Here is a 12,173-nt window from a genome sequence, read left to right on the forward strand (position 1 = left end):
ATTTGATTGTAAATAGCTATAATAAAAGGATTTTGAAAAATAAGGAGATTGTTAATTAAATTTATTAAGAGAGATTATTAGAATGACAGAAGGGAGTGTAATGTGTATATGGAGGTTATCCATGTAGGATTGTATGGAGGAAAAGGCATTTTTAGTGGAAAAGAAGCACCCTTGGAAGCGAGTGTTGTATCCTGTGATCAATATATGAGTTGTTCATATTATCAGAACAACCAATGTCTTAAAGTTAGAAGTATTGGCGGGATGAATTGTAAATTTGGTGAAGTCAGTACAATGAGGGGTTACACGAGCAGATCACAGAAGTATCGTGAATTTAAAAGTAAATGGAAAAATCATGAGAAGTACAATAAATTAAATCATCCATCAAATAAATTAGGCTTAATCAAAGACTATGTTATATTTCCATATCCATTTATTCATATTGAGGTACAAGCGAAAGGGGATATTCAATTCAACAACCCTCTTTTGGGAGTTAATATAACAGCTTTTATTCCATCTGACAAGTTCACTGTTGATTTTATTCATCGACTTTGTTCTTTCAAACCACAAGCACTAATGGGTGGGGAAATCAGGGATTATCGTGAGAAAGTTGTTCCGATGTTTATCTCGCATTTAAAGGAGGTTATGCCTGAAAAATACCAGGAGTTAATTAAGAAATACGATGGATATAAAAAAATGATCGACTATGTGGGCAGAACGGTGTTGTTGCGCACCATCAATCCGTGTCTGGTTCATTACAAAAGTAGTAGATATTCTTCATTAGACGAAGAATGGTATTGGGATGGAGAATACCTGATTTATAAGGGGGGACATTTGCATAAATTCAATATCACGAATGATTATAGTGTTGAGGAGATCAAAATCAAGCCAAGTAACAAAGCGACAATAAAAATATCAAGCAACGATCAAGTTTCCTCTCAAACAGTATTCATTGATTAAAGGTCATTTGTAGCTGGGTGTATTTTAATGTCACATGCCAAGCTTGGTTAAATGGAGATATAAAAGCAGGCGTAAATATTGAATGACAACAACAAAATTAATAAAGGAAACAAAAGTCATTTGAAAAACTATTGAAAAGTGAAAGGGCGAAATGTATATGAAAAACAAGTTGACTGCAATTTTAGATTCGCTTACAAGCGAAGAGTTAAGTGAGGCATTTCTAAACATCAAAGAATTGCATGAGAATGCTCACTTGGGACGTGAAAATGTATTTCGAAGAACTCACGAACGAATTGAACAAGAACTTGGAACAAGCTATTCTATGCATACGTTGGAGATGGAGATTTTGTATCGGATTGCAGAGCGATCACACCTTCAATCAAATAGTCAAGAAGAGCTTAGAAATGCTCTTGCTTGGGTTGTCGATCAATTTGAAAAAGTTATGAGTGGTCAGAAGGCTGGAAATGTTGTAGAGTCATTATCATTTGCAAAATCTCTTCTCAATAATGAAGGCTAATTAACTCTTATTTTACAAATTGGAATGGAAACGCCAGGGATTCAACTTGGCGTTTCCATTCCTTATCGTAGAAAGGAAGGAAAAATAATGGGTGGAAATGCACTGAAAAATACATTTACTCGACGTTATGAAAAGGTTGAATATTTTGTCTTGGTAGAAGAAGTTCTCTTAGCACTCAAGAACCTATTTCCGAATATCAGAACAGAGGTAATCAAAGCTTATGGTGGGAAAGAATCTTTCGGAGATATGGATGTTTTGATTGAATTAGATCATTTGCCTAACAACTGGACAAAATACGTAATCGATTATTTTAAACCGAACGAAAACTTTAAAAACGGGGATGTATTCAGTTTTGATTATAAAGAATTCCAAATCGATTTGATTGGAACAAAATCGGAGTCGTTTGATTTTTCTGCAACCTACTTTTCCTATAACGACCTTGGGAACTTAATGGGACGAATTGCGCATAAGATGGGACTAAAATTTGGTCATCAGGGTTTACTCTATGTGCTACGAGAAGAGGATAAGGTTATTAAGGAAATCGTCCTTTCTACTTCTGCTGAGGAAGTCCTTGCTTTCCTTGGGTATGATTATGCGCGTCATCAGCAAGGTTTCGATGCACTTGAAGATGTATTCCACTTTGCAGTTTCGACTCCCTATTTCAACCCTGATATTTATCTTCTGGATAACTTGAATCACAAATCAAGGGTGCGGGATGCAAAGCGGAAAACCTATAATGAATTCCTTTTGTGGCTACAATCTGATGCTTACTTGAGGAAAGAAATCGTTCCTTATCCTTATAATCAAGATAAGCAGTTTTACAAGCCTTTCATATTGAATTTCTTTTCGAATGCTATTCCTTTTGTAGAACAAGCTCTTGCTGATCATCAGCAATTACTTGCTTTTCGTCAGCGTTTTAACGGAAATCTTGTAAAGGATCTTACGGGCCTGGATGGAAAGGAATTGGGTGGATTTTTGCAACGGATGATGAAGGAAGCTGGCGGAGAAACAGAGTTTAGAGCGAAAATTCTATCACTATCCGATTTGCAAATAAGAGAACTAATTTTAACAACTTTCTATGATTCATAATTTGAATGATTGATAAGTTACTAAGTTCGAAAGGTGAAATAAATGGAAAGAACAAGTGAATGTATAAGTTGATGATTTGCGTGATGTTCCTGATGGTTTCGTTGTTGCAATAACCGGAGGCAATAGAGTTGCTTTCAAAACATCATGTACACATCCTCACCATGGATCATGACTTAGGTGATGATGAAAATAGAAATCTGACCATTAATCTTTCGAGAATCAATTCAAGTCTCGTAAATATGAAGAAAGAAAAGACGGAGGGATTTTAACATGTGGGGAAGTCAAACGCCAAGCGTTTGTAACTGCGATCAGTGCAATGAAACGCCAGAGGAATTTGCTGAAGGTTATCTGAATTACTTGTATGAAGAGTACAAAGTAAAAACGAACAGTCCTTTATCCTTTTCAGAGTGGATCGAAACATTAAAGTAAGTGAATCAGATCGAGTAGTGGTAGCGAATCAAAATAATGGAGGGATTATCATGTCTTTGAAAAAAGGTGACAAGGTTGTCATGCATACATGTGGTGAAGCAACTTATTACAATGGGAAGATTTGGATTTGTAGTTCGGATGAATTTTCTACAGGTGAGGGAATTTATAAGCAAGATCTTGTCTTCTTAGAAGGGTATGACAGTAGCTTTTTAACCAAGTATCTCCAAAAGGTAGATATTGGAATGCCATATTCAGAAAGTATGAACTGGTTTGCACAAATGGAATTGGAGAGTCCAAAACTCGCTCAAATGATCCATTTTTGTCATGCCGCTTACAATCGAGGCCATGGAACATCTTACACTTTGTATGAGTTCTTGGATGAGATCTTAATTGAACCATTCATGGTGCACGGAATTGGTGGAGGCGAGAATCGAATTGATGTAGAAGAAATCGTCATTCAATTGAAATTGGATCAGTTGTATGAGGATTATAACATTGATCAAAGAAAAGTGATTGACGTTAAAACGGAAAATGAAATCATCGCATTATCAAACGGCTGGAAAAAGCTGAAAGAAGGCGAGTTTGGAATGGTTCATGACTTACATGGAAAATTCATTGGTGAAACTGACTGGGTTAACCCTGATGGTGACTACGCTTTTCTTCCCAATTTCACACGAAAAGAACCTTAAAGAGTTGATGATTCAGAATGATAGTTGAAGGGTGATTGTAAACATGCGTAGTGCGGAGGAAACCTTAATCTTGTTTAAACAGACCCTGGAAAAGAGGAGGGCATATATACGTCGACGATTAAAGAAACTTGAAGAGGCGGAGTCACAATACGTATCGAAGAATCGTAAAGGTGATCGTGGTCGTACTCCAACAAAATACAAAGGTCTTATTTCACTCAGAGGCGGCATGCTTTCCGAGCTTACAACAGTAACAGGAATTCTTACTGCCATCGAAAAAGGAGAATGGCACCCTGACGCTCTGTATAACGAAGTGGATGATCCAATTGATCCTTGTTAATTTAATTGTGTAATCGAGTGGTAGGAAGGAAACTGCTAAATCTATAGAGAGGGGGATAAAGAATGTCATTACCACGTTTATTTATGTCTTCATGCAGGGCGTTTCCTGTCATTGTTAGGGCTATTCATCGTTACAAAGACAAATATCCGACTTTATTTGCTGATCTAAAAGAGTCGCAAAGAACAGGCTATTGGGATACCTATCGGAAGATTAAGTTGTCAGATCTGGGACAAACGGAGTATCTTGCAATGGTCGAGAACGACTTGGCTGTTAAGAATGTTCCTAACAGCAATCGCAAGGTGTGGGTCACCACTCATAATGGCGGACGCTTTGTTGGCTTTTACGAAGATGGTAAGTGGCAATATCATACCGTAGATAAGAAGGCAATTATTGTCGATGCAGTCGTTATCAAGTGGGATTCTTATGAGAAAGGGAATAAGTTATTCAGCGGTGTCAAGAAATTCGGCAGCAAAAAGAGACGCGAAGCCTATGTAAATCGGGAAGTCCTAAAGACCAGTTAATTCTACCATTTACGTTTAGTCTAATTGTGGTTAGCTGATAAAGATTTTCGTGATAGAGCAGATGAATTATAGAAAGAGGGAATGAGTGTGAGTCTAATTGGTCTATTTCCGAAATGCATTTGCGGTAACAAAGGTGATTTTATTGTTCGAAAACGTTTCGTATGCAGGAAACATTTTGATGAGATGATTAAAGCAGGAAACGTAATTCCACCTTCGCATTATGTGACAGAAGATGGATACAAATTGGTTAGTGTAATGGGCAAAGAAGTAATGGAGGTTATTCATCCCAATGGTAAAAAGGGTTCTTGCAGGGAATTACATTATCAATTAGTAAAAGCATAGGAAGATGAAGAGAAAGGAAGTCCCTCAAAAAGGACATCCTTCTTTTTCTTTGTTATGAAATGGGTGAACAGTCCTTACAATAAAGAATGTTTTACAAAAGAGGGGATGTACAAACATCTATTTCAGAAGGATATGAAATAACGGAGGTGGCACATGCCAGAAAGAATTAGTTTTTATAAAAAGTTGACGGCACAATATCAAAGTAACGATCATATGGTCTGTTTGAAATTAGGAGAACATCTACATTCTAAATACCAGATAGATAGAAACAGCGAGGAAGAATTAGCTGTTGCTTACTATAATCGATGCGTTAACCATACCCAACATTCTACTCAACAACCAAGATTAAAAAATGCAGGTGAGATATTACTTGCAATTGAAGGTTCATATGCTCGGGATTATGGTTGTTCATTACAAGAGTTTAATTAAAAATCTGGAAGCATAGCTCAAGAGGGATGAGGCATGGAAAAGAGACAGATCAATCTATATGTTGACGATTTACGAGATTGTCCTAAAGGTTTTGTTGTTGCAAGAACAATGGAGGAAGCTATTGCACTTCTTTCACAGTATGATGTTCACATCCTTACTCTTGATCATGACTTAGGTGAAGATGAAAATGGGAATCTTCTATCAACTGGATATGATTTAGTTAAGTATTTTTGTGAACATGGTATGCGAGCAGACAAAATCTATCTGCATACGGATAACGGAGTGGGAAGAGAGAACATGTATCAAACACTACTCGCGGCACAGAGAAGGGGATTTATCGATAAAGATATTGAAATCCATCATTATGCAATAACGGAAAATAAGTATACAAGATATAATCAAGAGAAAGGAAATGATAGTAATGGAAGAGAAAATCATTGATAGGATCATCCTTAACGGAGAAATATATTTGAAAAAGACGGATGTAGATAGATACTACACGCAGAAAGACAAAATAAAAGTGGACAACATTGTATTGGAAGAGGCGATTAAAAAAATGCCACTATCTGATCTTGTCACTTTCGTAACATCTATTGCAAGGGATAAATTGAGAGAAGTCGGGAGTGCTGACTTATCTGAGATAATGGATACTGAAAATGGTCAGACATTCGCAATCAACCAGTTGTTAATGATTGCAAACGTAGGAAGGTTGTAAGCCACAAACGATATCAAGTTAGAAAAGAAGGGAGTCCTCTAAGAGAGATTTCCTTCTTTTTTCATTGTTATGAAAGAGGTTAAAAGTCCTTACAATAAAGAATGTTTTACAAAATAGGCGATGTACAAGCATCTATTTAAGGAGGGATTTTTATATGAACACAGTTCAAGCAGCAGGAATGATGGTCGAAGTTACAGATGGACTTACAAAAGAAGAAATCGTAGCTCTTTTGGAAAAAATTCCTGATGGGGAACAGTTTGTACCTTTTGAAGTATCAGAAAATAATAGCGCGATCATCGGATTCATGACAACAGAATGTGCTGAAATACATTTGGAGAAAATCACGGAGTTGGCAACAAAGTTGTGTAATGATTGGGACAATGAGCGTATAGACAAAATGTATCCAATTGCGGCTGGTGTTGATTTCTATGTGGATTGTGGTGTGGAAACATTGAAAGATGAGAAGGATTTACCAGAATTCACATCCTGGGGCAATTATGTCACCGTTAAGACAGAACCAAATACGTATGAACAAGTTCTTTTATGTCCAAAGCCTTATACACCTGCCATTCATTTACTTGAAGCAGTTAACGGAGATGTTTATGAAGTGAAAACAGTCGATATCATTTCTATTAACGGTCAAACAGTTTGAAATCAATTTTATATGAGGAGATGACCAGTTATGGCACATATTTTCAAAAGTTTTTTGCGAACAGATTGGGTGAATATGGATACCGTTTCGGTAGTTGTTGAGAAGAACACAAATAAAGCAGTAAAGGAAGTAATTCAACTACTGGATGAATTGTTTGCAGGTAATGAACATCGAGTCATTCAAGTAGACGCAAGAAACATACGGGATAATGAGAAGATGGGGATGTTGGTGGGGTATAGCCTGTATCGTTTCCGCAACATCGATTCATTTAGTTTCCGATCTGTAAAAATTGACCTACCGTTTCTGGGAAATGTTGAAATCAATGAGTCGTATCGCGAATTGTTTGCTAAGCTCCGGCGTAAAGGTGGCAATTGGGAAGTATATGCAAACTTAAAGGATATTGATTGGTCAATAATCAATTCAATTATAAATGAAGAAACAGATGCTATGGTATCTCGTCTACGTGTGATTCAGAAGAAATATGAGCTACATCAAGAAAAGATTGCGAATCCTCTACCGAAGTTAAAGGATTTTCGTCATAGATGGAACTTTCATATTCGGCAATATGACTTGCTTAGTCTGTACAAGTCATGTTTCAACGAAGTGGACCAAATTCTTGCTCCAGCATCTTGTTATAATCCGAATCCTTCTTTTCAAAGAGAGTTGGTTTGGAATGAAGAGAAGAAGCAAGCCTTTATTCATTCAATTCTGGATGAAATTCCAATTGGTTCATTTTACGTGAATAGAACGAAGACATATGATCCTGTTTTTACATTGGGAGAAGGTTTCGGAGGTCTGGTATGGGATGGAAAGCAGAGATTGCACGCTTTACATGACTTTATTTTAGGAAAGTATTCCGTGCTGGTAAATGGAAATCCGATGTATTATCACGATAATCCTGGTTTCTTTATGCTCAAGTTTAGTAGTTGTTCAATTACGACCTACGAATCCAATTTTGACACATTGAGAGAAATCATTGAAGCATATGTCGTAATTAACTCTGCTCAAGTGAAACATACGGACGAAGATTTAAAGAAGGCAATCAATTATTTGAAACAACAGGGTCAACCCTCTAATTGAGGGTTGTTCTTGTTCATGAAAAAGGAGAAAATATTTCCAGATGTGCTACCGATATCAGTAGGGGGATGTCATTGTGAAGCTAAAAAAGAAAGTGTTTAAGCGGACGATCATGGATGCCTTGTCAAAGGAATTTCAAATACGTATCGCTTTTAGTGGCTATGACGCACAACAACAAGAAATGGCACTCCGAGAAAGATTGGGCAAGGCTTTCAAGCGAAGCAAACATATGCCTTACGCGATAGAATGGACAGGGAATGCGATGGATGCGCTACTTCAAACGATTCAAGTCGTTGTGCAAAGAGCGATGCATCATAAGAACGCAGGATTTAAAGGGGGCACGAAGAAGCGTCTATGGGAGACGGAATTAGTATGTAAACAAGTGTTTGAGCGTTTGGGTTTGCCATATAAATCTAAAGCTGAAGTTTATGCCGAAGAATACCGTTCAAATTGTATACGGTTAGGATATGAAGCAACTGAACCTCGTTTTACATTCATCGAAAGGGTTTCAGATCGTATAGTGAATGTTCTACAGCAAGAAGAAGTCTGTAATGTTTAATCAAAAATGACCGAAAAGGAGATTGTCATGCAGAGATTACAAATGACTGAACTTCAACTGTTAATCGTATTGCCAGCTCTGATTACGATGATTTCAATTCAATTTTTTCATCTGATGACGATAAACTATTTCTTGATTCTAATGAGCATTATGGGAATTGGTGTTGTAGCGCCTTCGGTGATCATGGTTGGTAGCTATTTCATTCTTCGGAAAAAAGGGATTAAAAGCTTTTACAATCCACTTATTAAAATGATTGAGATTCATGTAGGTCGTACAACCTCTGAGAAAAAGATGTTGAAAATTTGTTTACAAGCAAAAAGAGATGCAAAAAAAATGAATGTGGATATTCTATTTTGTACGAACCATTATCCGAAAGTTCTCTTCTATATCCCATTTGTTATGACAACAATTGGCGTTCCTAAGAAGAAACCGTTTCGCCTATTGCGTTGCGTCTGGAGAGTTCAGTCATAGAAATACCTATACAGTTAAAAAGACAACAACATTAAAGGGGTTGGATATTATGGATTTTCAAGGATATGCAAGAATGGCGGCAACATCAATTATTCATAACAATGAACTACACATCAAAGTGCCAGGTTTTTATGGATGGGTATATGATTTGGTAATGGATGAAAAATTGGTGATGCCTTATCAAGAAGATGCAAAGAAACATTTTGAATCTTTTCCTTTCATTTATTTAGAAGGGACGGAAGTTGTTAAAGGAAAAAAACAAATGACTTTTATCTTCGATATGCCCAAATTTCACAAAAGTAACGAATTAAAAGTATACTCTAAGGAGTATGTAAAAGATATGAATCAACATGCAAAGAAAATTGAAAAGGACGCAGAGCGAAAGCGTCAAAAAGCTTTAGAAGTAGAAAAGATGTACTTGAGTGAAGACGTGCTCGTGTGAAACGAAAAGCAATTAGGGGATGAGAAATCATCCTCTTTTTAATTCATGCTTTTATGCATAAGATACTAAAGTTTTACACAAACAAGGATTTTTTTGGAAAATTTTCGCAGGAGAGTCCTTATATGATCAGTTTTTTCAGGAGTAGTAAAGAGAAGGAGACGATTCCATTAAGTAATTGAGATTAAAGTAAACCAAGATGTAAAAAGAAGGAGAGAAATTAATGAAAAAGGATGAAGCTGTTCAGTTATTGTTAGATGGTAAGGTAGATCGTGCAGGTGTAAGGCATGCTACATTCGTCGATATGCCAAAACATCCGCCAATCATTGGACAATGGTTAGACTTGAGTGATCAAGATCATCATGCACGAATGGAAGATGGGAACCTATACTTGGATTTGTGGTATATGGCTTATCGTTTTCCTAACGTTCCAAGCGAAGTCATCATCGATACAACCGATATTCAAACTGAGTATGGCAAAATCACAATGTACAAGTTTCGGATGAGTGTTGAAGTTGAATATATCTCATACGAAGGAAAACGTATTTGGATCGATAAAGAATAGACCTGACAATCTGTTCTTGTGCAGGTTAACTTACAATTATGTAAACAAAGGAGAGAATTTGCGATGAAAAAAATCGTATATCAAGTGGTTCGTGAAATTCACACTCTACCACTTGAAGGAGAAACGGTAGCCTATTGCGATGTCACTTCTATCGAAGGAAAAGCTGTTAGTAGTGTGGAAGGAATCAGTACCCAGGCAATGATTGATAATATTCAAAACGATCAAATCGTGCCGATATTAGAAGATGTGTATCTGTTTCATAAGGATGTAGTAGAATTTCATGCCAATAAAAATCTATTTCAACATCGTACGGAGGCAATTGAAAAGTATATGATTGAAAAGCCCTACACACATGTAAGTAGAAATGGGGCAGATGATTTTCTACTATTACGCACGGACTTTGCTGCTCTCGAACTATTTACGCTGAGCGGAGATAAGCTTTTACAGCCTATCTTTTTCAATGAGGCTTTCGGTTTGATTTCTGATAAATATTTCGACTTAGATAAAATCATAGAGAAATTGGAAAAACGTGATGATATTATTTGGACGAAAAACCAGAGGACTAACTCATGTCTGATATCGATTTATGATGGGTGGGGATTGGAATTCCGCTATATTCCATCGAAAGAGGTATGGGAGGTAATTAAGGAAATGAATAGCTCTTTTTTAATCAGGCAATACCTCATAAAAGAAGTTTTGGAAATCCATGATTGTAAAATTGTCGAAGATGATGAAGAAAAGGGGGAGTAATTGAATGTTTGAATATCTTCTCTGGATGGATGATGGAACCATGAATGGCTGGAACCGGAAATCGATCCTGGCTTCTACTCCTGGTAAAGCAAAATATGACTATTTTCAAGATTTAAAGGAAACATGGAGTGAGCTTGAGTTTAAGGATTTTGTTAAGAAAATTAAATGCAAAAAAATGGGTAAAGCCAATGCCAGATGTTTATTCACGAATAAAGAAGAGTTTGAACGCATGTGCAAATATCGCAATATCCCGTTTGCTTACCAAGGAATGAAAGTTGAAGTCGATGGGCGCATGGGTACAATCGTAGGAAATTATGGAATGAACCTGCTTGTATGGTTTGAAGAATATACGCGAGGTCAAAATTGTCATCCTTGGTGGAAAACGATATACTATGATGAAAAGGGAAGTGTCATTAAAGATTATTGTGAAGGAAAAATTGGTTGATTGCTACACCCAGTGCTAACCTTCCATAAGGTAATTGAAAACCTATACCAAAAGATATGAGTAACAAAAAACCCACTACCTACATAGTGGGTTTTTATTTATTTACTTGTAGTGCATAGAATAAATAAATCATGAAAAATAAGGCTGAATTCATTCAAAATAGAGAAGGGATGACTTCGTATGAAAAGGTTATTAGAACCATGGAGAATAAATGGTTACACCAAAGCAGGTATGGTTAAGGAATTGCCTATCTCGTGGGTTGAACAATTTATAGGAAAACCAATTCTAAAAACAGTACAGGCGAAAGAAACACTAAAGGAAGATATCGAAAGGAACGGATTGAAAAATCCAATCGTACTGTTGGTAGGTCAAAAAGATAGGAGATTGCGAATTAAAACGGGACACACACGCCTCGCCATATATAAGGAAATTGGATATGATTCCATTCCTGTGATATGTGAGGTCGTCAGTGAGATTCGAGACATGTATTGGGGATATACGCCTAACATTTATCCATTGATGTCGAGAATGAGAAAAGATGATGGTAGATTTTCACTGCATTATTTGCAAAACCCGAAGAATATTTTTGATGATTTTGTTTTGCTTTCAGAATTCCAAAAATGTGACTTTTAAAAGAGATTAGAAGAGAGATTTTCTCTCTTTTCTTTTTGTCTTTATGTAAGTGGGATTGATTTTACATATAATACGGAAAATATAAAAAAGGAGGGAAGCCTTATTGCTTATATTGAGTTATTTGGGAGAAGCGAAGCAGTTTGATTTAACGGTTGGAGTTAATCTGTTAGCCGTGAGAAATCCACCAACGGAAAAGGGGCGTATCAAAATACCACCTAACTTTATCCATGTTCCACAATTGAGTCCATCAAGAGAACTATTTATTGACACACAAACATGGAAAGAAGAATTTGACAAAAAAGAAGCTTGGTGGCATTTGTATGAGGCTCGTTTTCTAAAAGAGCTGCATGAACGGAAAGACATGGTTCGTGCGTTAAGTCGATTGGATCAGCGTTTACGAGCAGGAGAACTGATTCGGTTATTTTGCTATTGCAAAGATGTCTGTTATTGCCATCGTTCTTTTGTCGGTAGAGATATGGAGGGGCGTGGACATAGTGTAGACTTTAGGAGGATTCCAAAAAGTGAACAATTGAGTTTGTTTTAAAGTAAAAATCATG

Annotated in this window: 21 protein-coding genes; all 21 read left to right on the plus strand. The window is 36.6% G+C overall.

What is annotated here, in order from left to right; all coding sequences use genetic code 11:
• Positions 1-108 precede the first annotated feature (108 nt).
• Positions 109-957 (plus strand): hypothetical protein, encoded by an 849-nt coding sequence (locus ACFVS2_RS25115; protein WP_390238807.1) that lies wholly within the window; start codon positions 109-111, stop codon positions 955-957.
• A 157-nt stretch (positions 958-1,114) separates the two neighbouring features.
• A complete protein-coding gene (locus tag ACFVS2_RS25120) occupies positions 1,115-1,474 on the plus strand; it encodes a hypothetical protein (RefSeq protein WP_390238810.1) in 360 nt (119 codons plus the stop codon).
• An 87-nt stretch (positions 1,475-1,561) separates the two neighbouring features.
• A complete protein-coding gene (locus ACFVS2_RS25125; RefSeq protein ID WP_390238812.1) occupies positions 1,562-2,563 on the plus strand; it encodes a nucleotidyltransferase family protein in 1,002 nt (333 codons plus the stop codon).
• A 270-nt stretch (positions 2,564-2,833) separates the two neighbouring features.
• Positions 2,834-2,992, plus strand: a complete 159-nt coding sequence (locus ACFVS2_RS25130) for a hypothetical protein (RefSeq protein WP_390238815.1) — start codon at positions 2,834-2,836, stop codon at positions 2,990-2,992.
• A 50-nt stretch (positions 2,993-3,042) separates the two neighbouring features.
• Positions 3,043-3,681, plus strand: a complete 639-nt coding sequence (locus ACFVS2_RS25135; RefSeq protein ID WP_390238818.1) for a hypothetical protein — start codon at positions 3,043-3,045, stop codon at positions 3,679-3,681.
• A 43-nt stretch (positions 3,682-3,724) separates the two neighbouring features.
• Positions 3,725-4,018 carry a hypothetical protein gene (locus ACFVS2_RS25140; RefSeq protein ID WP_390238821.1) on the plus strand — a complete coding sequence of 98 codons (294 nt, stop codon included), beginning with the start codon at positions 3,725-3,727 and terminating at the stop codon, positions 4,016-4,018.
• A 62-nt stretch (positions 4,019-4,080) separates the two neighbouring features.
• Positions 4,081-4,539 (plus strand): hypothetical protein, encoded by a 459-nt coding sequence (locus tag ACFVS2_RS25145; protein ID WP_390238824.1) that lies wholly within the window; start codon positions 4,081-4,083, stop codon positions 4,537-4,539.
• An 87-nt stretch (positions 4,540-4,626) separates the two neighbouring features.
• Positions 4,627-4,881: a hypothetical protein gene (locus tag ACFVS2_RS25150; RefSeq protein WP_390238827.1), complete on the plus strand. Its 255-nt coding sequence runs from the start codon at positions 4,627-4,629 to the stop codon at positions 4,879-4,881.
• Between the two features lie 153 nt (positions 4,882-5,034).
• A complete protein-coding gene (locus ACFVS2_RS25155; protein WP_390238830.1) occupies positions 5,035-5,310 on the plus strand; it encodes a hypothetical protein in 276 nt (91 codons plus the stop codon).
• Positions 5,311-5,343: 33 nt separating this feature from the next.
• A complete protein-coding gene (locus ACFVS2_RS25160; protein WP_390238832.1) occupies positions 5,344-5,751 on the plus strand; it encodes a cyclic-phosphate processing receiver domain-containing protein in 408 nt (135 codons plus the stop codon).
• The gene (locus tag ACFVS2_RS25165) at positions 5,732-6,025 is read left to right on the plus strand and encodes a hypothetical protein (protein WP_390238834.1); all 294 of its coding nucleotides are present in this window, start codon (positions 5,732-5,734) and stop codon (positions 6,023-6,025) included. Before ACFVS2_RS25160 ends, ACFVS2_RS25165 begins: the two co-directional genes overlap by 20 nt.
• Before the next feature lie 154 nt (positions 6,026-6,179).
• On the plus strand, positions 6,180-6,677 hold the full coding sequence (locus ACFVS2_RS25170; RefSeq protein ID WP_390238837.1) for a hypothetical protein: 498 nt from the start codon (positions 6,180-6,182) through the stop codon (positions 6,675-6,677).
• Positions 6,678-6,707: 30 nt separating this feature from the next.
• Positions 6,708-7,757: a DUF262 domain-containing protein gene (locus ACFVS2_RS25175; RefSeq protein WP_390238840.1), complete on the plus strand. Its 1,050-nt coding sequence runs from the start codon at positions 6,708-6,710 to the stop codon at positions 7,755-7,757.
• Positions 7,758-7,830: 73 nt separating this feature from the next.
• Complete coding sequence (locus ACFVS2_RS25180; protein WP_390238842.1) at positions 7,831-8,313, plus strand: hypothetical protein; 483 nt, start codon at positions 7,831-7,833, stop codon at positions 8,311-8,313.
• A gap of 27 nt (positions 8,314-8,340) precedes the next feature.
• Entirely contained in the window at positions 8,341-8,784 is a 444-nt protein-coding gene (locus ACFVS2_RS25185) for a hypothetical protein (protein WP_390238845.1), read from the plus strand.
• A 49-nt stretch (positions 8,785-8,833) separates the two neighbouring features.
• On the plus strand, positions 8,834-9,226 hold the full coding sequence (locus ACFVS2_RS25190; RefSeq protein WP_390238847.1) for a hypothetical protein: 393 nt from the start codon (positions 8,834-8,836) through the stop codon (positions 9,224-9,226).
• Positions 9,227-9,446: 220 nt separating this feature from the next.
• A complete protein-coding gene (locus ACFVS2_RS25195; protein ID WP_390238849.1) occupies positions 9,447-9,788 on the plus strand; it encodes a hypothetical protein in 342 nt (113 codons plus the stop codon).
• Positions 9,789-9,851: 63 nt separating this feature from the next.
• The gene (locus ACFVS2_RS25200; RefSeq protein ID WP_390238852.1) at positions 9,852-10,538 is read left to right on the plus strand and encodes a hypothetical protein; all 687 of its coding nucleotides are present in this window, start codon (positions 9,852-9,854) and stop codon (positions 10,536-10,538) included.
• 4 nt (positions 10,539-10,542) lie between these two features.
• Positions 10,543-10,983, plus strand: a complete 441-nt coding sequence (locus ACFVS2_RS25205) for a hypothetical protein (protein WP_390238854.1) — start codon at positions 10,543-10,545, stop codon at positions 10,981-10,983.
• Between the two features lie 180 nt (positions 10,984-11,163).
• The gene (locus ACFVS2_RS25210) at positions 11,164-11,616 is read left to right on the plus strand and encodes a ParB N-terminal domain-containing protein (RefSeq protein WP_390238857.1); all 453 of its coding nucleotides are present in this window, start codon (positions 11,164-11,166) and stop codon (positions 11,614-11,616) included.
• 103 nt (positions 11,617-11,719) lie between these two features.
• Positions 11,720-12,160, plus strand: coding sequence for a DUF488 family protein, N3 subclade (locus ACFVS2_RS25215; protein WP_390238860.1), 441 nt, complete (start codon positions 11,720-11,722; stop codon positions 12,158-12,160).
• Positions 12,161-12,173 lie beyond the last annotated feature (13 nt).

The organism is Brevibacillus sp. NPDC058079 (genome assembly GCF_042885155.1).
GTDB lineage: Bacteria > Bacillota > Bacilli > Brevibacillales > Brevibacillaceae > Brevibacillus.

Bases quoted from the DNA above. Each gene is read 5' to 3' on its own strand.
- ACFVS2_RS25125 (WP_390238812.1), top strand. From the start codon at position 1,562: ATGGGTGGAAATGCACTGAAAAATACATTTACTCGACGTTATGAAAAG.
- ACFVS2_RS25195 (WP_390238849.1), top strand. From the start codon at position 9,447: ATGAAAAAGGATGAAGCTGTTCAGTTATTGTTAGATGGTAAGGTAGAT.
- ACFVS2_RS25210 (WP_390238857.1), top strand. From the start codon at position 11,164: ATGAAAAGGTTATTAGAACCATGGAGAATAAATGGTTACACCAAAGCA.
- ACFVS2_RS25155 (WP_390238830.1), top strand. From the start codon at position 5,035: ATGCCAGAAAGAATTAGTTTTTATAAAAAGTTGACGGCACAATATCAA.
- ACFVS2_RS25205 (WP_390238854.1), top strand. From the start codon at position 10,543: ATGTTTGAATATCTTCTCTGGATGGATGATGGAACCATGAATGGCTGG.
- ACFVS2_RS25165 (WP_390238834.1), top strand. From the start codon at position 5,732: ATGGAAGAGAAAATCATTGATAGGATCATCCTTAACGGAGAAATATAT.
- ACFVS2_RS25190 (WP_390238847.1), top strand. From the start codon at position 8,834: ATGGATTTTCAAGGATATGCAAGAATGGCGGCAACATCAATTATTCAT.
- ACFVS2_RS25115 (WP_390238807.1), top strand. From the start codon at position 109: ATGGAGGTTATCCATGTAGGATTGTATGGAGGAAAAGGCATTTTTAGT.
- ACFVS2_RS25175 (WP_390238840.1), top strand. From the start codon at position 6,708: ATGGCACATATTTTCAAAAGTTTTTTGCGAACAGATTGGGTGAATATG.
- ACFVS2_RS25170 (WP_390238837.1), top strand. From the start codon at position 6,180: ATGAACACAGTTCAAGCAGCAGGAATGATGGTCGAAGTTACAGATGGA.
- ACFVS2_RS25145 (WP_390238824.1), top strand. From the start codon at position 4,081: ATGTCATTACCACGTTTATTTATGTCTTCATGCAGGGCGTTTCCTGTC.
- ACFVS2_RS25200 (WP_390238852.1), top strand. From the start codon at position 9,852: ATGAAAAAAATCGTATATCAAGTGGTTCGTGAAATTCACACTCTACCA.
- ACFVS2_RS25120 (WP_390238810.1), top strand. From the start codon at position 1,115: ATGAAAAACAAGTTGACTGCAATTTTAGATTCGCTTACAAGCGAAGAG.
- ACFVS2_RS25130 (WP_390238815.1), top strand. From the start codon at position 2,834: ATGTGGGGAAGTCAAACGCCAAGCGTTTGTAACTGCGATCAGTGCAAT.
- ACFVS2_RS25135 (WP_390238818.1), top strand. From the start codon at position 3,043: ATGTCTTTGAAAAAAGGTGACAAGGTTGTCATGCATACATGTGGTGAA.
- ACFVS2_RS25185 (WP_390238845.1), top strand. From the start codon at position 8,341: ATGCAGAGATTACAAATGACTGAACTTCAACTGTTAATCGTATTGCCA.
- ACFVS2_RS25160 (WP_390238832.1), top strand. From the start codon at position 5,344: ATGGAAAAGAGACAGATCAATCTATATGTTGACGATTTACGAGATTGT.
- ACFVS2_RS25140 (WP_390238821.1), top strand. From the start codon at position 3,725: ATGCGTAGTGCGGAGGAAACCTTAATCTTGTTTAAACAGACCCTGGAA.